The sequence below is a fragment of the Echinicola soli genome (assembly GCF_006575665.1).
Lineage (GTDB): Bacteria > Bacteroidota > Bacteroidia > Cytophagales > Cyclobacteriaceae > Echinicola > Echinicola soli.
In genome coordinates this window covers 3,934,117-3,959,534 of sequence record NZ_CP041253.1, presented here as the reverse complement: position 1 = coordinate 3,959,534, position 25,418 = coordinate 3,934,117, and the positions used below count along the sequence as shown (strand labels likewise).

At 42.2% G+C, this 25,418-nt stretch carries 15 protein-coding genes; 8 read left to right on the top strand and 7 right to left on the bottom strand.

Annotation, left to right across the window (positions count from 1 at the left end; all coding sequences use genetic code 11):
- The first annotated feature begins 246 nt into the window (after positions 1-246).
- Positions 247-1,944 carry a DUF885 family protein gene (locus FKX85_RS15545; protein ID WP_141615609.1) on the top strand — a complete coding sequence of 566 codons (1,698 nt, stop codon included), beginning with the start codon at positions 247-249 and terminating at the stop codon, positions 1,942-1,944.
- 157 nt (positions 1,945-2,101) lie between these two features.
- Here the strand turns inward: FKX85_RS15545 and FKX85_RS15540 are convergent, their stop codons facing one another.
- The 3 genes from FKX85_RS15540 to FKX85_RS15530 all read right to left on the bottom strand — a co-directional run bounded on the left by FKX85_RS15540 (position 2,102) and on the right by FKX85_RS15530 (position 9,415).
- A complete protein-coding gene (locus tag FKX85_RS15540; RefSeq protein WP_141615608.1) occupies positions 2,102-4,333 on the bottom strand; it encodes a S9 family peptidase in 2,232 nt (743 codons plus the stop codon).
- 451 nt (positions 4,334-4,784) lie between these two features.
- Positions 4,785-6,386 (bottom strand): RagB/SusD family nutrient uptake outer membrane protein, encoded by a 1,602-nt coding sequence (locus FKX85_RS15535; RefSeq protein ID WP_141615607.1) that lies wholly within the window; start codon positions 6,384-6,386, stop codon positions 4,785-4,787.
- 11 nt (positions 6,387-6,397) lie between these two features.
- Entirely contained in the window at positions 6,398-9,415 is a 3,018-nt protein-coding gene (locus FKX85_RS15530; protein ID WP_141615606.1) for a SusC/RagA family TonB-linked outer membrane protein, read from the bottom strand.
- Positions 9,416-10,053: 638 nt separating this feature from the next.
- Here FKX85_RS15530 and FKX85_RS15525 point away from each other — a divergent pair.
- Positions 10,054-10,938 (top strand): AraC family transcriptional regulator, encoded by an 885-nt coding sequence (locus tag FKX85_RS15525; protein WP_141615605.1) that lies wholly within the window; start codon positions 10,054-10,056, stop codon positions 10,936-10,938.
- Between the two features lie 120 nt (positions 10,939-11,058).
- Here the strand turns inward: FKX85_RS15525 and FKX85_RS15520 are convergent, their stop codons facing one another.
- Positions 11,059-11,493 (bottom strand): rhodanese-like domain-containing protein, encoded by a 435-nt coding sequence (locus FKX85_RS15520; RefSeq protein ID WP_141615604.1) that lies wholly within the window; start codon positions 11,491-11,493, stop codon positions 11,059-11,061.
- Between the two features lie 254 nt (positions 11,494-11,747).
- Between FKX85_RS15520 and FKX85_RS15515 the strand changes: the two genes are divergently transcribed.
- On the top strand, positions 11,748-12,308 hold the full coding sequence (locus FKX85_RS15515) for a type 1 glutamine amidotransferase domain-containing protein (RefSeq protein ID WP_141615603.1): 561 nt from the start codon (positions 11,748-11,750) through the stop codon (positions 12,306-12,308).
- A gap of 172 nt (positions 12,309-12,480) precedes the next feature.
- Here FKX85_RS15515 and FKX85_RS15510 read toward each other — a convergent pair whose 3' ends face one another.
- On the bottom strand, positions 12,481-13,560 hold the full coding sequence (locus tag FKX85_RS15510) for an AI-2E family transporter (RefSeq protein WP_141615602.1): 1,080 nt from the start codon (positions 13,558-13,560) through the stop codon (positions 12,481-12,483).
- A 325-nt stretch (positions 13,561-13,885) separates the two neighbouring features.
- On the opposite strand from FKX85_RS15510, the gene FKX85_RS15505 reads away from it, so the two are divergent.
- Positions 13,886-15,214: an ammonium transporter gene (locus FKX85_RS15505; RefSeq protein ID WP_141615601.1), complete on the top strand. Its 1,329-nt coding sequence runs from the start codon at positions 13,886-13,888 to the stop codon at positions 15,212-15,214.
- 155 nt (positions 15,215-15,369) lie between these two features.
- Here FKX85_RS15505 and FKX85_RS15500 read toward each other — a convergent pair whose 3' ends face one another.
- Positions 15,370-15,750 carry a PH domain-containing protein gene (locus FKX85_RS15500; RefSeq protein ID WP_141615600.1) on the bottom strand — a complete coding sequence of 127 codons (381 nt, stop codon included), beginning with the start codon at positions 15,748-15,750 and terminating at the stop codon, positions 15,370-15,372.
- Between the two features lie 243 nt (positions 15,751-15,993).
- Positions 15,994-17,820 carry a TlpA family protein disulfide reductase gene (locus FKX85_RS15495; RefSeq protein WP_141615599.1) on the bottom strand — a complete coding sequence of 609 codons (1,827 nt, stop codon included), beginning with the start codon at positions 17,818-17,820 and terminating at the stop codon, positions 15,994-15,996.
- Between the two features lie 350 nt (positions 17,821-18,170).
- On the opposite strand from FKX85_RS15495, the gene FKX85_RS15490 reads away from it, so the two are divergent.
- From FKX85_RS15490 to FKX85_RS15475, 4 genes are all read left to right on the top strand, one after another.
- Positions 18,171-18,866, top strand: a complete 696-nt coding sequence (locus tag FKX85_RS15490) for a hypothetical protein (RefSeq protein ID WP_141615598.1) — start codon at positions 18,171-18,173, stop codon at positions 18,864-18,866.
- Between the two features lie 287 nt (positions 18,867-19,153).
- Positions 19,154-19,732, top strand: a complete 579-nt coding sequence (locus FKX85_RS15485) for an RNA polymerase sigma-70 factor (RefSeq protein ID WP_141615597.1) — start codon at positions 19,154-19,156, stop codon at positions 19,730-19,732.
- A gap of 899 nt (positions 19,733-20,631) precedes the next feature.
- Entirely contained in the window at positions 20,632-21,783 is a 1,152-nt protein-coding gene (locus FKX85_RS15480) for a FecR family protein (protein WP_141615596.1), read from the top strand.
- Positions 21,784-21,940: 157 nt separating this feature from the next.
- Complete coding sequence (locus FKX85_RS15475) at positions 21,941-25,393, top strand: TonB-dependent receptor (RefSeq protein ID WP_229239647.1); 3,453 nt, start codon at positions 21,941-21,943, stop codon at positions 25,391-25,393.
- Positions 25,394-25,418 lie beyond the last annotated feature (25 nt).

Sequence of the window (25,418 nt, the reverse complement as noted above, 5' to 3'; positions counted from 1 at the left end):
GAGTCAGTTGCCTTAGGTCGAGCTGTTTTGTGGTGAAGCCCAGCACTCAGGAAATCTTTTAGTCAGTCGGTTCTTTGCTCTTCAAACTCTGATTACCGATCACATGTGTACTGTCTACTTTTATAATACCAGATTAATGATTGTCTATACTATATCAACCTAGGTGAGCATATTAAGTTATTTCTTCATATAATAATAGAGGGAAACCGATCTTACATCAAATTATCCATATCACCAGAATCAATTATGAAAATAGTCCTAGCATGTCTGTTCCTGTTGATAATGCCCTTTTTGGCCCAATCCAGTGAACTTTACGAACCTATACAAACTTTTCAGGCCGATCGATCGGCTTTGAGCAGGAAGTATTCCAACCACCTCTCGGAAGAGTATTTTGAGCGATTTGGGAGACTTTATAAGAATTGGCTGGACAAGGTTCAAAACCTAGATTACGCTGCTCTCAGTGACGATGGAAAAATCGATTACCTGGCTTTCCGGAATTACCTTCAGAAGCAACTGTTTTTTCATGAAAAAGAATTTGCTGATTATAAGGAAGTGGAAGATGTAAAGGATTTTGCCAGTGAACTGGAAGCATTTTATATCTTCAGAAGAAGTGCCCAAAAACCAAATGCCAAGGCCATCGCCAAGCAATTTACAACGGCTCAGCGATCCGTCCAATCGAAGTTGGAAAAGCTAAAGGAAACAACTCCATATACAAGTTGGCAAAAGGCGGAATTGGCTGCTAACATCATCAAGGAACTTAAAGTAACACTAGAGGAAGCATACCTGTTTTACTATGACTATGACCCTTCGTTTACTTGGTGGGTGAAGAAACCTTGGGAGCTGCTGGCGACCTCACTGGAAGATTATGAGAAAGCCTTAACGGACCATTATGAAAATACCATTGTAAAGGACGATGGCAGTGGGATCATCGGAAAGCCCATTGGAGCGGAAGCGATAAAAAAAGAACTTGAGTTTGAATTGATCCCCTATACCGCCCTAGAGCTCATTGATGAAGCCGAAAAGCAATTTGCCTTTTGCGAAAAGGAGATGCTAAAAGCAAGTCAAGAACTGGGCTATGGCAATGACTGGAAAGCAGCCTTAGAGCATGTGAAGAACACCTATGTCCCTGCCGGTGAATGGCCTGGCGACGTCTATGACCTCGCGGTAGAAGCCACCCAATACGTGGAAAAGCATGACCTGATCACCGTTCCTGAGCTGGCCAAGGAAACATGGCGAACCAAAATGATGAGCCCTGAAGCCCAACGGGTCAACCCTTTTTTCCTTGGTGGTGAGGCGATCATCATCTCCTATCCTACCAGCACGATGACCCAAGCGGAAAAGCTGATGAGCATGCGCGGTAATAATCCACACTTCAGCCGGGCGACAGTCCAGCACGAGATTATTCCTGGCCACCATCTCCAAGGTTTTATGAATCAGCGGCACAAGCCCTACCGAAGGATGTTCTATACGCCATTTTGGATCGAAGGCTGGGCACTTTACTGGGAGCTTAACCTTTGGGACAAAAATTTCCCTGGAAATGCAGAGGATAAGGTGGGCATGCTGTTCTGGCGAATGCACCGTTGTGCGCGCATCATCTTTTCACTCAACTATCACCTTGGTAACATGACGCCACAGGAATGCATCGATTTCCTGGTGGATAAAGTAGGCCATGAATATGCCAATGCTGAAGCGGAAGTAAGAAGATCCTTTGAAGGGAATTATGGGCCACTTTACCAAATTGCCTATATGGTCGGTGGCTTACAGTTCTATGCGCTCAAGGCTGAAATGGTGGATAATGGGGACATGGGCGAAAAGGAATTCCATGATTTTATCATGACCCAAAACACCCTTCCCATCGAACTGATCCGAGCCCGAATCAAAGGCAAAACGCTATCCAAAGACCACCGCACGAGTTGGAGGTTTTTGGATAAAAATAATTGGTAAGTATTGAGTTTAAGCAGTTCGGGGTCTTGGCCCCGAACTGCTTAGTCCTGAGTATCCTCCGATTCAAGGAGCTGCCACACAAATTGCTTACTGCTATCACAATCCATGCGGGAAAATTGCCATTCAATGGTGATGTCAATCATCTCTCCCACTATTTTTATTCAAAGGCAGTCCATGTTGGAGGATCGACACCTAGTAAGTTTTCCACAAAGAAATCCCTTCTTTTATGCTCACCATATTCACCACCTGAACTGTGTCCCATGCCAGGAACCATCAAAAATTCAAAATCCTTATTGTGCTTGATCAGTTGATCCACCAGCTGATAAGTTGAGGAAGGATCTACATTGTCATCCACCTCTCCTACGATGAGCATAAGCTTTCCTTCCAGCCTATGGGCGTTGACCACATTAGAGCAGGCTTCATAGTGCTTGCCAATGGGATACCCCATCCACTGCTCATTCCACCAGATCTTATCCATCCTGTTGTCATGACAGCCGCAGGAAGAAACACCCACTTTATAAAATTCCGGATGAAACAATAAGGCTCCCGTTGAACTCTGTCCACCTGCAGATGTACCAAAGATGCCTACTTTATCCACATTCATATAGGGTCTTGTTTTGGCAGCAGCTTTCATCCATAAAATACGGTCTGGAAAGCCTGCATCTTTAAGGTTTTTCCAGCATACATCATGAAATGCCTTGCTGCGGTTGGAGGTTCCCATGCCGTCAATTTGGACGACAATAAAGCCTAATTCTGCCATTTCCTGCAATCCACCATAGTTTGGCGCAAAGGATTTTGGCACAAAGGAACTGTGTGGGCCGGCATAAATATACTCCAGCACTGGATAACTTTTATTGGGATCAAAGTTCGTTGGTTTAATGATCAGGCCCCAAATATCGGTGGTTCCGTCCCTGCCTTTGGCGGTAAAAATCTCGGGGGCCTTCCATCCGGCACGTTCTATTGTGTGGATATCTGCCTTTTCCAATTCCAAGACAACTTTTCCGGTAGATAAGGACTTTAAGACACTGACAGGGCCAAGGTCTTGTCTGGAATAGTTATCCACAAAATACCGGTAATCAGGAGACAAGGTTACCTGATGATAAGCATTTTCCGATGTGAGCTGCTTTACACTCCCTCCATCTAAACTAACCATGCATAAATGAAGATGATAGGGATCTTCGTCCTTTGATCGGCCGCTGGCCAAAAAATAGACTATTCGCGCCTTTTCATCCACATCCAGTACATCCCTGACCACCCAGTCGCCTTGTGTTATTTGGTGTTTGACCTTACCCGTAAGGCCATCATATAGGTACAGATGCCGCCAGCCATCCCGTTCCGAAGCCCAAATAACCTCTTGACCGTCATTCAAGTCTTTTCGGTATTGCTTTCCCGAATAGTCGATAAACGTATCACTTGTTTCTTCAATAATGGACTTAACTGTTCCATTTTTGGCATTTACTTCAAGGACTCGGTAAACCTGATGACCGCGCTGGTTATATTCAAAGGTAAACGCACGACTGTTTTCACGCCAGTTTATTTTAGAAAGATTGAACTGGTTTGGGATAAGCTGCTGATCCACTTCATAGAATTGACCATTGTTCAAGTTCAACAGGACAGGTGTCTTTTGAGGCAAGGCATCTCCAGGTTTTGGGTAATCCCGGGTTTCCATCTTTGGCTGGAGTTGATCATCGGGTGATGAGCTGATCAAGGTCAATTTCCTCACTTCAGTTGGCCTTACCTTAACGGCGGCCAGTTTTTCACCATCAGGAGACCACTGCAAATTGGCTGCGTAGTAAAGTCCTCGAGCACCATCATAGGTCAATTGTTCGGCTTCACCACTAGAAAGATCCTTGATCCAAACATTGTGTTCACGAATAAAAGCTTGTCTGCTGCTATCTGGTGAAGGTACAGGGGCTCCTTTCCGATCATCCCAACGGTTTCCCCAATAGCCATTTTCGCGCTTTTTTATTGGTTCTTTCTGGCTAAGTGTTTCCGCTACCAGATCATATTCCCAATGGTAATCTTTTGCTATAAATGTTAATAACTTCCCATGCTCCTTGACAGTCACCTTACTGATGGGCAATGAATATGGTTTTATGGTATCTTCTAGCGTATTGGACAGCTGATCTCCCATTTTCTCTTGATCAAAGAGCGCTGATTTTTGTTTATTTTTGACATCCACTTTTTTATAGACCTGCCCTTTTTCTGTTTTCATCACATACCAAAGCATTTCGGTATCCTCAATCCACTCAAAATGTGCAGGTGCATGGTACACTTTTTTAAAAGCTTTCTTGATACTATCTGCCCGTTGATAATCTGCCAGTGTTCCTTGTGCAAGGATGGTTGAACTGACAAGCATAAAACAAGCTAGGATAAAAATTCTTTTCATGTGATATGGTTTTTGGTTTTAAATGATCTACTGTGGGTAAGTTGGGCGGTAGCGGGCTATCGGGATCCGAAGAAACACCTGAAGAGATGGAATCCGGTTCCTTTGCTCCTGATGCAGTCTATTCTGATACATACAATTACTTTCCCATGGTCAGTACCTATAGCACTGCTGTTAGGATACTGCATTCACTTTTAATACCAAGCTGATACTCCGTTAGGAGCATCACAGCTGACACTTCTGTTCGCTAAAATAGTGAAAGAGGTGTTCTGACTAATGCCGTTAATCATTAAAACTTGGTAAAACCCAGTCAGAATATGAAACTATTCATGCCATAGCTTAAATGCCATGGCATGAATGGTTAATTTGGTAATAAAATGATCAATCCACGAAGAGCAAAGGCACTGGTCTCTTCCCTATTTGAGCGTTCATCGTACCCAATGCCTTAATGCGCTTAATTGGCATACCCGGGATTTTGGGTCAAATTAGGATTTTTGTTGATCTCATCATTGGGAATCGGAAAAATGGTCCTTGTTTCGGCTTGGGCATGTGGACTGTGATTAAACCAGCTCTTGGTATAAAATACCCCAAAACGGATCAAATCCTGTCTCCGGTGTGCCTCAGCGGCAAATTCCCAGCCCAATTCATCCAGCAATCTACCAAATGGGATATCAGCTCCACCAGTGCCTTCCACTGATCCATCCTCATTTTGAATCCCATAGTTATAGCTACTGCCTTGCATCAGTTCGGCTCCGGTGACTTGGGCTTTGGAGGGATCTGTATCCCTAAATGCCCTCTCCCTTACCTGGGTCACCAGTGTAGCCGCTTCATCCGCCCTTCCGGTTCTCAAAAGTGCCTCAGCTTTCATCATCAAAACATCTGCATACCGAAACATGGGGTAGTCATTGTCCAGCGATCCGGTGGCTCCTTGCTTGATGGCATACTTTCCTATTCGAAAACCATCATTGGAAGCCGTACCATTCATGCTGGGAACTGTTTTTTGATAATCAATGACCACTTCACCTGTAGAGGCACTGTGCTGCGGTCCCATGATCCAGGTATCCTGGAGCCTTCCATCCTGCTCGTCATAGGTATCGATAAACTGTGGGACAGCACAGTTTCCGCCCCATGGCCCCGCTTGCATGTCATATACAAACCTACTAAGAGGATCCAAGGTTTTCATATGCACCAGATTGCCGGTTCCATAGATCTCATCATAAGGAACCGCAAAAATGATCTCTGGAGAAGTATGGTTTTCCCAATTGAAGACATCCGAATAATTGTCGTCCAATTCATATCCTCCATTACCATTGATCACGGCATCACAGGCAGCGATGCATTTTTCCCATTCAGGACTGCCGGTATAGACTTCCGCATTAAGAAATATTTTGGCCAAAAGGGTCTGTACGCCCCATTTGTTCAACTGACCGTAAGTGGAGCTGGCATCTTCGCTGAGCAAAGGCATCGCTTCCTGAAGCTCACTGACCACAAAGTCATACACCTCTTGACGACTTTTTTGCTCGGGTAAGGAGACATCCTTAAAGTCGGTCACAATGGGGACATTGCCATGATTGTCCAATAATAGGTAGTAGGCAAAAGCCCTGGTAGCGCGCAGTTCTGCGATCACCGCTTCCCTTCCATCTGTAATGGGGATTTCTCCCTCTTCAATTTGAGACATCACCCGATTGGCAGTGGTGATACTGCGATAGGCACTTTGCCAAATATTGGTGGGCTGCCATTGCAGGGAGGTCCAGTTGTGCTGGTGCATCCTAAGATAAGTACCGCCATCGTACCAACCATTTGGCCTGGCCGGCGTGATGATACAATCTGCCGATTCTTCCTGGGTATCCAAATACCCTTGCCAGCCCATCATCAAGCCTCTAAAGGAGCCATAGACAGGAGCGATAATAGAAGGTATATCCTTTTCTGTTGGCTGAAAATTACTGGCTACTACTTCTGAATATACTTCTTCGTTCAAATCCAGGCATGAATATAAGCCTGTTGTCAATATACCAGCAGTCAAAAGCCACTGAAATGATCTATAATTAAATTTCATAATGGTCGCTTTTAGAATGTAACATTAAGGCCCAAGGTATAGGTGCGTGTCGTGGGATACTTGTCCCGCTCGTCATTTCCGGGGTCAAACCCGGTGATGCTAACCCCTTCTGGGTCGATACCTTTGTAGTTGGTAACAGTGAAGAGGTTAAGTCCTGAGGCATATAGCCGTGCATTTTTCAAGAAACCCAGCTTTGGAATGGTGTAGCCAATGGTCAAGTTATCCAACTTAAAATAGTCTCCATCTTCAACATAATGGCTTACCAAAGCCAAATCACTGTTTAGTCGCTGTCCATATACTGGATCATAGGCTGTTTTCAGCATATTGTAAGCAGGGTTATAAGGATTTTCGTAGAACATTCGCTGAAAATTCAGTATTTCATGTCCGAAAGCGCCACGGAAGTTGGCCTGCATGTCAAAATTCTTATACTTCAAGGTATTGTTAAAGCCTAGGATATGTAGTGGAATCCCGTTGCCATAATACTGCCGATCCTCTTGGGAGGCTTCACTGATAGGAGTGGCTGTCCCCTCTTGGTTTTCGATCAGCCATTCGCCATCTTCAGTAACACCCACTGTCTTCCACAAATAAAATCTTCCAATGGGTTCACCTACTTCTACACGGTGGGTATAATCCTGTATAGGTTCACCGGTATAACCGGCAGTGAAGAAATCATTGGTCGCTTCAAACTGATCATTGGAAAGGGAAACCAATTTGTTCCTATTAGTGGAATAAGTAATGCTGGTGTTCCAGCTAAAATCCTTGTTTTGGATGGGCACTACATTTACCAGTACCTCTATACCATCATTTTGAAGGACTCCTGCATTAATGGTCATAGAACTGGTCAAATAAGGAGGGACAGGTACGGGAAAATTATAAAGCAAATCTTTGATATCCCTTCTGTACACATCTATGGAACCGCTCAATCGGTCATTGAAGAAGCTGTAGTCCACACCGAAATTATATTCTTCCTTCCGCTCCCATCTCAGATCAGGGTTAAAGTTCCGTGCGGGAACAAACCCCTGCACCCATTGGCCACCAATGAAAGCGCCTTCGGTACGGGTAAAATCATAGCTGATCTGGGAAAGATAAGGTGAATTGGCAATGGTTCCGGTCACTCCAAATCCCGCTCTCAACTTAATATCTCCAACATTTTTGATACCGCTGAGGAAAGGTTCATTGCTGATTCTCCAGCCCACTGAGACGGCAGGGAAAGTTCCCCACTGGCTGTTTTCTCCAAACCTGGAAGAACCTTCTCTTCTCACACTGGCCATGAAAAGGTACTTGTCATCGTAGCTGTATGTGGCCCTACCAAAGAACCCGGCCAATTGCCATTTATTTTTGGAACTTCCCATATCTGCCTGCCCGGACTGTAATGCAGCGCCCGCCCCCAAGTTGTTCCAAGTGTATAAATCCGTAGGGAAATTCCAGTTGGATGCAAAGAAATCCTCGTAAGTGGCATCCTGCCAGCTATAGCCACCCAGCAAGGTGAAATAATGATCACCTACTGTCTTGTTATAATTGGTCGTAAATTCCAGCAAATTTTCATTATAAGCACTGGTGGATCGCGAAGCGGTGCCGTTTTGGTTATTTAATCGAGTATTGGTATGGTCAAAACTGGTGGCATATCCTGATAGGTTGCTATTTTGTACATTGGAAACCATCAGTTTTATGTCCAGGTTATCAACTGGATTATAATTCAGGCTACCATTGGCACGCATTTCTTTGAACTTGGACTCAGCGTCCGCTTCATAAATCCTTGAAATCGGATTTTCGTAAAAATAACCGTCCCTTTCCTGCCAAGCACCGTCTTCCGTACGCACACGATCGGTCGGATTTCGGATAATGGCCTGTCGATATGCGTAACCATCAGCCCCGCCTTCTTCACGCGTAAACACCCGGTTGATCACTTGGATATTGGCCCGAAGCTTATCATCAAACATACTGTGGTTAAGATCAGCGCGGATATTGAACCTTTCTTGATTTGATCTTAGAAAAATCCCTTGCCAGTTTCTGTAGTTTACCGAGGCGGTAAAATTGGTTTTACGGTCTCCCCCATAAAAGCTTAAATTATGGTTTTGGCTAATGGGATTTCTGATCATTTCGTCCACCCAGTCCGTATTGCCGTCATAATCGGTATAACCAATCCCCTCCTCTTCTATCAATCTCCTGTAATCATCACCAGTAAGGAGCGCTGGTTTGCGGGCGATGGTCTGTAAGCTGACATAACTGTTATAATTTATGGAATTCTTGGTTCCACTGCTGTTCTTCTTTGTAGTGATCAGGATCACCCCTCCTGTAGCTCGGGTGCCATAAATGGCCGCTGCAGAACCATCTTTCAGGACATCTACAGACTCGATATCTTCTGGTGGCACGGTGTTCAGATCCCCGGGTATCCCATCTATCAGCACCAAAGGATTGGAAGTACCGTTGATGCTGTTGATCCCTCTGAGATTGATCTCTGTGGATGCCCCTGGATCGCCACTTGGCGTAGTGACCCGAAGACCGGCGACCTTTCCCTGTACCAATTGCGCAGCATCACGTACCGCTCCTTTTACAAAATCTTCCTCCTTTACGCCACCAATAGAGCTGGTAACGTCCCCTTTGCGCATGGTACCGTAGCCTACCACGACGACTTCTGTCATGGAGGTCATTTCTGCTTCCATGGTGATCGATAGGTCTTTGGCTGTATAAACGTCCACTTCCTGCTGTGCAAAACCTATAAAACTGAATACCAAGGTGGTTCCTTCATCCGGAATATCTATGGTGAATTTACCATCCATGTCAGTTGTTACGCCTTTGGAAGTACCTTTGATCAGTATAGACACACCTGGAAGGGTTAATCCATCCTCTCCGCTAATTACCGTCCCCGTTACGGTAAGATCCCTTACTTCCGTAAAAGATGTCATTTCAGGGCTTAATTCAGTGGACAACTCATGCGTCGAAATGCCGAAAGCCGTTCCGGATGAAAGCATGTAGCCTCCTAACGTCAAACTCAAAAGCAGTCCAGCCTTTTTAGTAAAGTGTTTCATATAGATTGGGTTAAGGTGAATACTAGCGTAAAAAATCGTACTTAAACAGCTGATTTTCAACTATATTTAAGTCATTCATAAAATTAGGCTATCCATTTATCCTTTCATTTCACCATAATACCCAATACTTATACAGGATTATCAAAAACGATCGCTTAACGTAATACTATAGGGTAATTAGAACCCTTTACATAATTATTTGGGGTGTTTAATGGCTGTTTATGGTTTTCAATGTTCAGCCTATCGGTACCCGAAAAACTCCCATGCTTTTAAAAGTTATACCCCAAATGCAGTGTGATTAATAATGTATCACCTTTAAATCACCAACAAATCAATTTTTTATACGACAATAAAAGTCGTTTATAATAGATATATATCTTTAATTTAACCAAACATTATTCTTTGTTTATTATATCAATCATACATATTTATTCATTTCTAATACTCTATTAACATGACAAGTGTATTTGTGAAGAATTATGATTATAATAGTTAATGTTATAAAAGTGTAAAATTTACATTATTAAAATGTATTCGAATTTACACCAATGGGATAACTAGCCATCGAATTATTCGATTTACCACCGACGTATAAAGTAATTAACCATAATCACTGACAACATCAACTCACAAAAGCTATGAAACCCCTTTTATTCAAAATTGCAAAAACTGAAGAGGAAGCTGTAAGGATCCTCCAGGAAGATTATCCATACTTTTATGATAATCTCCATTACCATACAGAAACTCAGATCATGGTGATTTTAGAAGGAAAAGGCACCTATTTTATAGGAGATGCTATGGGTAATTTCAGTGCGGGGGACATATTTATATTGGGGTCAAACCTTCCCCATTTTTTCAGAAGTGACAAGGACTATTACAGTGAAGGATCGGGGTTACGCTCAAAGAACATTTCTATCTTATTTTCCTTGGAGACCATGGGCGAAAAGATCCTGGATCTGCCAGAATTCCATGCCATCAAAAAACTCCTGTATTACAGCAAAAAGGGATTGATGATACATGGCAAAACCCAAAAGAAACTCTTTAAAGCTGCCAAGAAAATAGCACATAAAGACGGAATAGAACGGATAATTTGTTTGGTCAAGCAGTTGGACAAAATATCCAAAAGCAAAGAGATAAAGGTACTTAGCCATATTAATTTTGAACCATGTACACCACCACATGACACGAAAAAGGTAAATGCAATTATCACCTTCATCATGGAGAATTTTGCCAAGGACATATCCCTATCCGATGCCGCCAATGTGGCCAATCTCAGTGTCAATGCATTCTGTCGCTATTTTAAACAGCACACACGCAAGACCTTCTCCCAATTTTTGAATGAAGTCCGAATCGGTAATGCTTGCAAACAACTTATTGAGGAAGGATATAGTGTGAAGGAGGTTGCTTTTGATAGTGGCTATTTCAATATTTCCTATTTTAACAGGCAATTTAAGCTGATTACCGGTTATACTCCTTCCGAATACCTGAAAGCACACACCCATAACCATAATATGGCCAGTTAAGAAAAGAACCGTACTTCAAATTCCCGACAAAAAACACCATTACTGACTTAAATTTAACTTAATTAAACAATGTTAATAAACTTGTTATCAGTAATTTATAACAACTTTATTAAACAATATTTATTCAATTATGTTAACGGGGTAGCCTTTGTCGATCCAGTCAGTCTTGATATTATTCAGGATGGCAAGTAATTTATGATTTGTAAAATCCAGGTCGTTGAGTGCTTCGAATGCAGGCCTCACATTGGGGCATTTTTGTAACGGACAGCAGCCGCAGTAAATGATAATCTCTTGATCCTTGTCGAGCTTTTCCACCTGTGAGATCAGTTTATCAATATTCTTTTCTTCTTGTCCTGGCCCAATATCCACGGAACCCTTTATCACTGCTTCGGGCCCAACACTGAGTAAAATGGGGTTATTTTCATGGTCTGATTTCATCTGTTTATTCAGATCATATGGAGAGACCAGCTGACTGGCAGTCCAAGGTTCCTTGGTTTGAAAACCATAAATACCCATGATGATCATTAGGACAGCTATTAGTTGAGTGTTTCTCATAGTTGAGATCCGGTTTTTTTTTGTAAACATACAGTTTCAATATGAAAACCACAATATGCCCATTCTTTTAGAGGAGCAATACATTTCTATGGTTTCTTATATACGTTCAATTTATAAATTTAACTAGAAAACATATCCTTAATGTATGTTAAAAATATTAAAAACATAATAAATACATGTGTTGTTGGAATGGTCATTGCATGATTTACTATATAATTTATCATTTAAATTTATAACCAAAAACCACAGTAACCATGAAAGATTTAATAAATAGGAAAGTTGCGATATTATCAACTGACGGATTTGAAGAATCAGAGCTTACCAGTCCCAAGAATGCCTTGGAAGAAAGTGGTGCTACGGTGGATATCATCTCGCTGGAAGAAGGGAGAATTCGCGGCTGGAAGGATGGCAATTGGAGTTTGGACATAGCCGTAGATCATACGATAGATGCTATATATGAAGATGATTATGACGCCTTGGTACTGCCGGGTGGAGTTATAAATCCTGACAAGCTCCGAAGGAATGAAAAGGCAATCGCCTTTGTAAGGTCCTTTTTCAGAAGCCATAAACCAGTGGCCGCCATTTGCCATGGTCCTCAAATACTCATCGACGCGGATGCTGTAAATGGAAGAAAGCTAACCTCCTTCCACTCCATCCGTAAAGATTTGGAAAATGCCGGAGCCAAATGGTTAAATGAAGAAGTAGTGGTTGACCAAGGCTTGGTAACCTCAAGAAGCCCAAGTGATTTACCTGCCTTTAACAAAAAGCTCATCGAAGAGGTTTACGAAGGCAGACACTCCAAACAGACATTATAATCCAGGAAATAGCTCATCTGGAAAGCGCACCGGTGGTTAAGCTGGTGCGCTTCTTTTTTACTTTATATTGACTATTATTTAACACCATTGACTATTGTTAAATATCTGATTTTCATTTACTTAAATCAGTAATCCTTAAGTGAATTTTGTTAGCGGTTTTCGCCTCCTTCATCTATTTAGATGGATTTTTTGTGAAAATATTGTTTTTTTCTTCCGCTAAGAGAAATGCGAAAGGCTTCGTGCTATCGCTTAGTTCGAAAATTCTTCTAAGGATGGCCAAACTTGGAATAATCACAATCATTCCGGCTATTCCCCATACAGCCCCTCCCAGTAAGAGCCCGAGCAAAGTAATAAAAGCATTTAAGTTAACATTAGAGCCTACAATCTTCGGCGTAAGAAAATTACTTTCTATCAATTGGATAATGGCAAATAAGATAATAATGATAAACGGTGAAAGCATAGAATCAGAAGTGAGCATAGCATAGCTGAAAGGCAGAATAGCTCCCAGAAATGGACCCAAGTACGGAATGACGTTTAAGATCGCCGCAAATAGCCCAAAAAACAAGGCGTGTTTAATGCCGAGAATGTACAATGCCCCAGTGTTCAGCACCGCCAAAATAGCCATGACCTTAAGTAAGCCGATGATGTAGCCTTGGACCATCCTTCTGATATGCAGCACCTCTCTTTTTACTTCCCGTTGGTTATGGTTTTTGAACAGCTGCACCAAAAAATGCGTTAAATGACGGCGGTAAATCAACATAAAGAAGATAAATACGGGCGTAAACACCAATCCGGTAAGTGATCCAATGGCACTGAGTAATAACTGGGGCATGGATTCATTGCCTGATTGGAGTACATTTACGACCTGTTCTTTATTAATTCCATTTTCAAGCCCCAAATGTATTCCCAGATATACCGAAAAGAATTGATCTACGCTCGCAAAAAACTCATCCACTCGCTGTCCCACATTGCCAAGGTCCTGACTTACTCCTTTGATTTGGAGGATCACTAACATTATAATCGCTCCCACAATAATGATTCCACTCAAAAGCGATAACAATGCACTTACGGTTTCAGGGACTTTCCATTTTTCAAGCTTTTCGCACAAAGGGGTCAATAACATGGAAAGTAATCCCGCCAACATTAGCGGAACAAGTAGCTTCTTTCCCAAAATCATGATAAAGGCGATGGTAATGATTAAAAGCAATACGAAAAGTATTCGTATAAATGTGGGAATCTGTATTTTCTGCATATAATGAATGTATAATTTTAAAATCTTAAAAATACAATAACAGTGCCTATACCTGTTTTATTTATTTTTTACGTAAATAAAGTCAAAAGTTTGTTTCAGTACTATTAATGATTCAGGCCATTAAGTTTTTGACCTAAAAAAGACTCTGTTTATACTATTTCTTATAGCCATTTGAGAAATTTTCATTCAGTTATTACCCACTCCTGGAACTTTTATATAAAAATAATGAAAACGTAATATTATTAAGAACTATGCTAAGTTTTGATTTAAATTCTGAAAATTCAGAAAATTGACTTAGTTTTGTAGCCAAATTTTAAGATTTACAATGAAGAAAAAGTGGAAAGTTGCCTTCGGGACAATTATCGCAGCTTCAATAGCTGGTTTATTTTGGCAGGTCGAAGCCCCTTCACCCGGAAATTTTGGAACAGAAGACCAGTTGGTCTTTTCAGACATCGCTTGGCTTTTGACAGCCTCTTGCCTTGTGCTCCTGATGACTCCGGGCCTCTCTTTGTTTTACGGAGGAATGGTCGGAAAAAAGAACCTTATTTCTACCATGCTCCAAAGTTTTATCTCACTGGGTGTGGTGACCATGGTATGGGCAGTCGTTGGGTTTAGCCTGGCATTTGGAGACCCCATTGGGATAGAAATAGGTGGTGAATTGTACGGCCTGATAGGTAATCCATTTCAATATATGTTCTTTGATCAGGTCAACAAGCTTCCTCACCTAAACATTGCCAGCAGTATTCCATTTATATTATTTGCGCTTTTTCAAATGAAATTTGCGGTCATCACACCCGCCATTATCACCGGTTCTTTTGCGGAACGCGTAAGGTTCATTGGCTATGTCTTTTTCATTGGTATTTTTTGTGTGTTGGTCTATGCTCCACTCTGTCATATGGTGTGGCACCCCAATGGTCTGATCGGTGCATATTTTGGGGTGTTGGACTTTGCAGGAGGTACCGTGGTGCATATCAGTGCTGGGTTAGCTTCTTTGGCGGGTGCCATGTTCATAGGCAAGCGTCGAAACCAACACCATGCTCCTTCTAATATTACCTACATCATGCTTGGGACCGGCATGCTTTGGTTTGGCTGGTTTGGTTTTAATGCAGGCTCTTCCCTGGCCGCCAACGGAACGGCCGCTGTAGCCTTTGCAACCACCACAATAAGCTCCGCCACGGCCATGATGACCTGGGTCTTTTTTGACAGGATGCAAGGGCGCAAGATCACTGCCATGGGTGCCTGCATCGGTGCGGTAGTGGGTTTGGTGGTGATCACTCCAGCTGCCGGGTTTATCACCGTCCCCCAAAGTATGTTCTTTGGATTTATCGGCGCTATTGTGTCTAACTTGGCCTTATCGGCCAAATTCCTAAAGCAAATGGACGATACCCTGGATGTATTTGCCTGCCACGGCGTAGGTGGAATTGTAGGGATGATTTTGACCGCCATCTTTGCCAGCCCTGAAGGATCCAGCCTGTTGCATGGCGGTTGGGCGATCTTTGGCTCCCATATGGTAGTACTGCTAGGAGTATCGGTCTTTTCCTTTGTGGTTTCTTATGGCATTTTCTTTGTCCTGAACAAATTTGTGACCTTAAGGGTACGTGACGAATACGAGGAAGTCGGGTTGGATATTTCCCAGCATGGAGAGTCCGCATAAGGACTTTTCATCTTAACAAGATAGCATATAAAGATCACCTGATTGTCGGGTGATCTTTTTTATGTCATTGGTATAAAAAGCCAGGCTGGAAAATGAGCATAGGCTTTTGTAGGATTATCATTTCGGTATACCGCTCGTGATGATATCTTCAGCAATCATCCTAAAACGTGGCGGGCAAGCACTTTCTGCACATCATAAACATTGACTGATTTATTAAATTTCTTCACCAGTGATGGGTGCTGCTCACCGGAGATCCAGATCTTCAGTTCTGCATCCAGATCAAAGGTTCCGGCAGTCTCGATACTAAACCTCGTAATGCTTTTATAGGTGATGGATTTATATTCCACTTTTTTACCCGTCAATCCTTGCTTGTCCACCAGAATCAATCGTTTACTGGTGAAAATGAAAGTATCGCGTATCAACTTAAATCCTATCTCAAGCTCTTCCCCATTAATCAGCAGCTGACCGAAATCTGCACGAAGTTTTTCAGGTTCTACTGCTCCGGCATTGCCCAGCAGTGATGAAAATATTCCCATATTTTTAAGATTTTACTGTTTGTTTTTACTAAAGTTCATTATATACCGGTACTACCACGTCTTAGCGTTGTCCCTCGGTCTCTGACGCTGGACAGCAAATACTGAGTCTCCCGACTCAACCTTATATTTTTGCTATCTACATTTTCTCTTTGCTCTTTTTTCCAATCTTCCCCACCTACCCCCCTGCAAGCCGGTATTTCTCAAGTCTCACATCTCAATACTCATATCTCTCAAGTCTAATTACTAAGGATTTGCTGCAAGAATATCCTGAAGTCTTGACGTAAAATTATGCATCGGAAAATTATCGTCATACACCTTTCCTTCTCGATCAATCACTACATATCTGGGGATACTATTAAACTCAAACAACTGACGCAGCTGGTTAAGATCGTCTTCGGAAATCATATAGGTGTGTGTCAATTCCTGTTCGGCTGTAAACTCAAGGTATTTCTTTTCCGGTGAACTACTACGCTCGGTAATAAAGATAAATTCCACATCCTCATTATCTATAAATTTTTGGCGAATAGGCTTCATTTTCTCGATGGTATACACGCAAGGACCACAACTGGTGGCCCAGAAATCCACAAACAGTATTTTTCCTTTATAGGGAGCAATGATTTCCTTGAAAATCTCAGCGGCCTCTCCTTTCCCGAGCGAATAGGCAATGGACACTCTATCGGCTACCACTTGGTCGTAAATTTCTTGCCCTTTCCATCGGAGTTCATCGTAAGTGAGGTCACTTTTTAATTCCTCCCAGTATTCAGCAGCACCTTCAGGCCCAATAAAGTTTAATGTAAATGCCAAGCTCCTCAATTTGGTGACCTGATAGGTCCAGCTATCCCGAAGGCCAAACTGATTGATTAGCACCGAATCCCGGTTGTGCCAATATTTTTTGTAATAGGTCAACTTAGAGGGTTGTTGGCTTTCTATAAATTCTTTTAGATAACCTTGTAATCCAGCACTATGCTTGGCCATGAAAAAATTAATATCGGATTCACTCTCTTCTATAAAAGTCGAGTCTTCCTTTGTTTTATTCTCCTTATAGCTTAGTTCCATCAATCTCCTCATTTGATCAGGAATCTCAATTTCCTCTTGATCAAAATACCCCAATATCACTGCCAAATCAATCTTTTTCACTGGAATTTTATAGGTGGGACTACTCCTTGTGAATGGCTTACTGAATTCAAACCTGTTTATGAAAAGGTTATATTCATCAGCAACCATAAGGGATTTATCATCCAAGGGAAGCTCTTTTAGAAAATCATAGTAACCTTCCGGCACAGGCTGCTTTAGCACGATATTATCAAAGACTGCTTTTGATGTGTCATGCTTCGTCAAATACTGGCGCTTATTTTCAAAATTAAATAGGACCCTGGCGTTTTCCAATAAAATATTGTTGTTGATAATGGAAGCTGCTTTCGGGTCTACAGTATTTTCTTCGATATAGCTATTGGCGTTTTCTTGCTGTGTTTGAAGAACAGCCATTTGTTTCTCCTTAAATTCCGTTGGCGTTAGGGATGTAGCCTGACTTTCCATGGTCCGGTAATTAAAATGCTCGAAATCAAAGTCCATTAGCTCTCTGTTGATTTTGGCCAGTGGACCATGGAATTCGGTATGTTGGAATTTGTATCGATGGTCATTTTTTTTGCCCGCTTCTATAAAATCCCTCCTGTCCAACTCCATGGTCAAGGTTTTTCCTGGTTCGACATACACGGACATCCACTGATCACCGATCTTTACGGAAGTATAGATGGGATATAGAATTGGCCATTTTGCTTCGAACTTACCATCCGGGAATACCTTTATCACCACTGGATAAGATTTGTTGGACAATACATCTTCGGCCTGGATGATCCCCGTCTTGAAGCCCATGGATGGTTCATAGTCCTTAATGTACCCCTCCAATCGAGCGGTATCACCTCTAAAGGGCTGTTGATCTACAGCAGGAGTGCGGACATTTACGGGAATTTCTTCTTTTTGGCTCAGTTCCTGAAAAGGACTACAAGGAGCTTTTGATATTGATAATAAAAGTAAACTGACACTAAGAGCCAGCCAAAACAATCTTTTCATGTTTGTTAGGGATTATTGTTTGGAGATTATTAAAAATGCTACCTCAAGGAATAGCAGGTCTCGTTGAAAACTAGGGGGATTTTCAGCTATTACTGAAAAGAACTTATTAAGGGCAAGATAACCAATTTCCTAAACATACAAAATACCCAGCTTTGGGTATTTTACAAGTGATATAACCAAAAAAACTGACTCAACACATAATATCCTCAATTTATTTAGAAACTTGTAAAATAATAAACGCCAATAGATCTTAAAACAAAACCACGTAACAATTTTTAGCACTTTCAATTTTTAGAATTGACTATTTTTATCTTTTTTTGTTGAAATTTAAAATTAAAATATTATTTATCATGATCAGAAATCATTTTATGGCATTTTTAGCTGCCATTCTCGTTTTTCAACTGGTGTCCATCCAACAAGTAACCGCTCAAACAGACCGTAAGGACATTATTATCCGTTCTGGTTATTCTTTTGGAAAGTACTCTGATGAACATTCCACCTGGTACCAATCTTATCCAGATCCAGCGGATATTCACCGAGTTGATTTTAAAAAATCTTCCTATTACTTCACTCCTGGGATCGGTAAATTTTTGGGCAAAGGGTATTATCTTGGTGCGCATGCAGTAATTGGACAGACCAAAATAAACCAAACCCAAACAAATGAAAACAATGAAACCATCCTAGAGGGCGATACGGATCTCGATCGAATTGGAGGAGGATTGCTGTTCAGAAAGTACTTTACCTTATCGGGAAAGCTTTCCCCATTTGTCGGGCTGAGCACTAACTTTTATAAGGAAAAAGGAACCACTACGGGCTATTCAAGTCAATCAGTTTCTAGAAAAAGAAATTACATCGCATCCGAAATCCATGTAGGTATCAATTATATGATTTTACCACGATTAGGAATCGAGGCCTATTACGCTCCAGGGAAGTTCTATGGCGAGAAAAATGAATACGCTGATGAGGATGACTATGACTACGAAGTTGATTTTGGTAAACAAGGTCAAGAATTCTCTTTTGGCATCAATTACCATTTAGTAAAATAGCAAATACCAATAGGCCTCCATTTGCGGTGCAAAAGGAGGCCTAATTTTTAACTAGCCCTTTCTAAATAAGAACAATCCATCTAAAACACTTAACCGCCCCTTTCGCTCTTTATTCGCCCATTCCAAGGGTTGAATTAATGAGTTAACAATTAAGTAATTTTTTCTTTATAGCTGGTATTTTTTGATGAGTTGCACTTTTTTCTATTTTTGTTATATCCTCATGATGTCATAACACGGCAGTAGGATACCTATTGACTAAAGATTTGTTTAACAATCTCCTAACATCATTGTTTGATCAAAAACAATATATTGAATCCAGCAAATTCATTGACCTTTTGCAGAAAGACGGGGTCAAGGCTTTCGAGTTGCTTTTCAAGCTATATTATGACAAACTCCTTCACTTGGCAAAGTACTATACCAATAACGCTGAAGATGCAGAGGAAATCGTTCAGGATGTATTTTTAAAGCTTTGGGAAGGAAGAAAAAAGATCACCAAGCTGAACAACAGCTACCTTTTTACCATGACCAAAAATGGCTGTTTGGATTATTTAAAACATCAATCGATCGTCTTGAAGAAATCAAAGGAACTCTATGACAATCAATTAGCCGATCCGCTACGATTTATTCAAAATGAAACGGCTTCCTATATTTTAGAAAAGGAACTTGATCAGAAAATTCAGGAAAGTATCGCTGCGCTCCCCACTAAACAACGAGAAGTATTTGTAAAAAGCAGGATGGATGGCAAAAAAAACATGGAAATTGCCCAAGAATTAAAAATTTCCAAGAGGACTGTCGACACCCATATCACCCTAGCACTAAAGGCCATGCGTTTGCAATTAAAAGAATTTTTGATGCTGATGCTGTAGTTACCTTCAAAATAGGAAGGAATTTTTCCTACGGATGACAAGGCCAACTCAAACTGTTTAATTGCCAATTACCATGGTGAAGACAGAAAAGTTGAGGGCCAATACAAATCAGGTAGTCAATCCCAGCGCTGATTAAAGTACAGATAATCAATTCGGAAAATGTACCCCCATTGTTTCCTATATGGTTACCCCAAATCATGGATCAAGCGGAAAAGTTGAGGGATTAGGGTTAGTTTCGATTGCACGCAGATGATGCAGATTAATAAGATTTACGCTGATTTTTTATAATAAACGCGATTTAAAATACCGTCCTTGCGAGGAAGTATAGCCTGTCCCGAGCTATCGGGAACGTGGCAATCCCGTATTAAGAAAACGAGATTGCTTCACTCCGTTGCTCTGCATTCGCAATGACGGATTTATACTGATTTTATAATCTACACATTCCTATTGCTAAATTAAAGAGAAATATGCTTACCAAAACCACCTGGAAATCTCTCATCTTCCAGAAATATTGCTTGCTCCTCAAAATGTACTAAAAAGGAGGCAAACGAAAAAGTTGAAGGCATGAATCCCTTTATTTTAAAAGGATTTCTTTTTTGTTTTTTTGCCACAAAGATTCTAAGACCCAAAGCTGTTTGTTTTCCATGAAATTTGGAATCCGCCTACAAAACACTTCGTGTCTTGGCGACTTCGTGGCGACATACCAAATGAATATAAATCTTCTCCCGCCCCCAGAAATATTGCTTGACCTATTACAGATCAATATTGGGCAAATTGCTCAATTTGGTGTGACGGGTAGAAAAGCGAATAGTCAGAAATAAATTTTCTGTTTTTTACATTTTCCACTACGTACCTCCTCGTGCTGAATCGTTTATTAGTTACATGACCAATACACCGCGATGGAAGACCATAAACTTTTAAGGTATTTTGAAGGAACAGCTTCAGCAGAAGAGGTAAAGCAAATCAATCAATGGATCGATGCAGATGAAGCCAATGAAAGCCATTTTCATCAATTAAAGGCCTACTATATTGCCTCCAAGTTTTCAGAAACTTCCAAAGAAGTCGACCTGGATCAGAAGTGGAATAATTTCCGTGATCACCTTGATACTGTTCCATCGTCTTTTTCACTTTCCATCGTCTTGCGGTATGCAGCAGCGGTCATATTGGTGTTGGGAACCGGCTATGTATTTTACACATTCCAATTCGCTGCAGAACAAACATCACCTGTCATGGCGGAAAATGTGATCACACTCAAACTCGGTAACGGGAAAGTAGTAGCCATAGACGAGTTAAGTGATTTGCCCATCAAAAATGAAGCCGGCAAAATTATTGGAAACCAAATCGGAAGCAAGCTGTCATATATAGTAAATGGCACCGACACCCCTGGTCAGGTCAGCTACAATACCTTAACGGTTCCTTACGCCAAACGCTTCGAAATCATCCTCCCTGACAGTACCCACGTTACCCTCAATGCAGGTAGCTCACTCACATATCCTACGAGTTTTGAAACAATGGACATCAGGTCCGTCACCCTTATCGGAGAAGCCTATTTCAACGTAAGGGAAGACAAATCCCATCCGTTTATTGTGAATGCCGACCAAATGAACATAAGGGTCTTGGGTACCCAATTCAATGTATCTTCCTACCCTGAAGATGAGCTTGTCCAGACAGCACTGGTCGAGGGTAAAGTCAGTGTTTATGGCGATAGTTCATCATACGATCCCGAAACCTCCAAAATGCTCCGCCCTGGTCACTTGGCCAGCTGGAACAAAACCAACGACAAATTACAAATAAAGGAGACATCGCTGGACATGTACACCGCTTGGCTAACCGGCAAAATCATTTTTAAGAATGTTCCCTTCGAAAACATCATTAAGAAGCTGGAAAGGCACTATGATGTCGAGATCATCAATATTGATGGTGCTTTTGAGAATGAGTACTATACAGCCAGCTTTGATGTGGAGAGTATCGAAGAAGTCATGGAAACATTTAAAAGGGCCTATGGCCTACAATACCAAATAGAAGGAAATAAAATCAAGATCCACCATTAAAAAACTGCTTATGAATCAAAATTAAAAACCTAACACCAAATGCTTTCACAAAGATTGTCCCGAAGGACGGGAAAAAAAATCGGAAAATGCGCGAACATTTTCCGATAAAGAATTTTGTGATCAAAATCAATTTAACCACCAAATGCACTTCAAAAGTATGAAAAATCTATGTAAGCCGAAAGGCAAACCCCTTTTAAGGTTTAGGCAGGCTGTCCAATCTCCTCCCTTCCTGATGATGCTCATCTTTCTTTTTACCATAAGCCCTATCAAGGCATATTCTGCCTATGGACAAGTGGAAAAAGTAACGCTACATATTGAAAATGAACCCCTTGAGGAAGTTCTTTATCAAATAGAGTCCCAGACTTCTTTTAAATTCATCTATAACAATAACGAACTAAATGCAGGAGAAAATATTACTTTAAATGTTCAGAATAAACCGTTGGTGGAGGTACTTAACGAGCTCTTCAACCAGCTGGAAATCGAATACCAAATCATCATGGACACGCAAATTGTCCTGAAGAAAAAAGCTGCTGACCAACAAGATCAGCTACTTGCCCGCCAGGCGTTAACCATTAAAGGGACTGTCACAGATAAGGATGGATCCCCCCTTCCTGGCGCTTCGGTTTTGGAAAAAGGAACTAATAATGGGACGGTGGCTGATATCGATGGGAATTTTACCCTGGAGGTTTCGGATGGAGATGCCGTGCTTAAAATTTCCTACCTGGGTTTTATAGCCCAAGAATATTCCCTAAATGGCAGGACAACGATTGAAATCATCTTAGAGGAAGACGTCACTGGACTTGATGAAGTGATCGTCGTCGGATATGGTAGCCAGAAAAGGTCCAATATCACTGGAGCGGTAGCCGAAGTGAAAGGCGATGTGCTGGAAGGAAGGGTCATCTCATCTGTAGCGGGGGGACTCCAAGGGCTCATTCCGGGCCTGACCGTCACTTCTCCGTCAGGTCAGCCGGGAGCACCGGCCACCAACATGGTGATCAGGGGCGTAAACACCATCAATAGCCAAACCTCTCCCTTGATCCTAATTGACGGAGTAGCGGGCGGGGATATCAACCTGCTCAATCCAGATGACATCGAAAGTGTGACTGTACTGAAAGATGCCGCTTCCTCAGCCATCTATGGTGCACGCGCTGCCAATGGGGTGATCCTGGTCACCACCAAAAAAGGCAGCGGAGAGGAAAAAGTTTCCCTTAATTACAGTAATTACTTTGGTATCCAGACGCCAATCTCTACGCCAGAGCTGGTCAATGGAAGGGAATATATGACCTTGGAAAATGAAGCACGGCGTGCCAGAGGCGTAGCCATCCCCTATTCTGATGAAGCCTTTGAGATGTATGACTCCGGTGATTTCCCCAATGATTATTCCAACACGGATTGGGTATCGGAAACCTATAAGTCACATTCATCACAACAAAACCATAACCTGAATATCCAAGGTCAAACCGATAACGCCACATATTACCTTTCTTATGGCTATTTGGAACAAACAGGATTGGTAGTGGGCGATCCATACTTTTCTTCTCGTAACAATGTCAGGTTACGATTGGGCACAAAAGTGGTGGACCGCTTGAAACTAGATGCAAATATCAGTTATGTGGATTTTTACAAGCGTGATGCTGGAGGAGCAGGTACCTCAGGCGTATTTAGGTTGGCCCAGCGAATCAGCCCATTGCTCCCTGTCATGTGGCAGCAGCCCTCCGCTGATGGAGGCTGGGAAGATTCACCATATTGGTCGTATGGATCCGTGACCAATCCCGTCAGAACCGCCCATGAATCCGGCTATACCAAGAGCAAATCACGGACATTGAACGGGAACTTTAAGGCCACACTGGATCTCATCGATGGCATGTACATCAATGCCCAATATGCTTACAATTACTATAACAGGGACATCAAGGATTGGACACCAACTATGCCGAGGTTCTTAGCGGACGGGACGCCCCACGCTGCCAATGAAAACATCAGGAACAGCATAGCCAATAGCCACAATACCATCCTGACACAAACGCTGCTTTCCACCTTTAATTACGACAAAGTGATCGGAAGGCATGGAATTAAGTTCCTGGCTGGCTATTCCCAAGAATGGTCCAGCATGCCCCGTCTATATGCTTCGAGAAAGAACATTTTGCTTGATGGCATCACCGAAATAGACGCCGGTACCGAAGATATCATTAACGGAGGCACTTCCGAGGAATGGGCACTTCGCTCCTATTTCGGCAGGTTAAACTATGACTTTGACCAAAAGTACCTTTTCGAGGCCAACTTAAGGGTGGATGGTACTTCGAGGTTTTCCAGGGACAATCGCTGGGGCGTATTTCCTTCCTTCTCCGCAGGATGGAAATTCACGGAAGAAACTTTCATGGATTTTGCAAAACCCTTCCTCACGGTGGGAAAAATCCGCGCTTCTTGGGGCGAACTGGGAAACCAAAACATCAGTGGCAATTACTACCCGTACCTCACAGAAATAGAGCGGGAGACCAAAGCCTATCCGATTGGGGCCAAGGAAAATGTCGGCTTCAGACAGTATTCACTGGCCAATGAAAACATCCAGTGGGAAACCATCCAAATGATCAACATTGGAGCGGATTTCAGCATGTTAAAGGATCGGATGACCTTGTCCGTGGACTGGTTTAAGAAAAAGAACCTCAATGCCCTCCTAAAACCCATCTATCCTTCACTGATAGGCATTACCTCGTCCAGTAATCTTCCATTGGAAAATATTGGCGCCATCGAAAACAAAGGATGGGAAATTGCACTGGGATGGAATGATCAAGTGGGCGAATTCCGCTACGGCATAAATGCCAATATTGCAGATGCCCAAAATGAAATCACCGACATGGGATCCAGTGCTGCTTCTTTGGGGGACAATATCAGGAGAGTGGGCGATCCGGTCAATGCCTACTATGGTTACCTCACCAGTGGGCTTGCCCAGATCGAAGACTTCGAAGCCTTTGATGAAGCCACAGGCCGATATATAAATCCATCTTTCCCTGTAGTCAGCAGCTATGCAGACATCATCCAGCCTGGAGACGTGGTCTACAGAGATATTAGTGGAGAAGAAGGCCAGCCTGATGGCCTTATTGATGAATATGACAAGGTGGTATTTGGTGATCCCTATCCTCGCTATAGCTATGGAATAAGAGGTTTTGCCAATTGGAAGGGATTTGACTTTTCTTTTTACCTTCAAGGCGTGGCTAAGGTGAACGGATACTTGCGCGACGAAGCGCGTCATGCCTTCATCAACGACTATTCTGTGCCTAAAAAAGTCCATATGGACCGGTGGACACCCGAAAATACGGATGCTTCCTACCCACGCATGTACTACCAGCCCCAGCACAACATCCTTTTCTCAAATTACTGGTTGGAAGATGCTTCTTACTTAAGGCTAAAAAACCTCCAATTGGGCTATTCCCTACCCCAGCAGCTAATCGAACGGATCAAACTTTCCCGATGCAGGATTTATTTTACGGGTGAAAACCTCTTCACCATTACGGATTACTTTGGTGGTTTTGATCCGGAGGTACGTGAAACTTCCGGGGATGCTTACCCACAGGTAAGAACCATGGCCCTGGGCGTCCAACTTGGATTTTAACCTGATATGCAACTTCAACATTTAA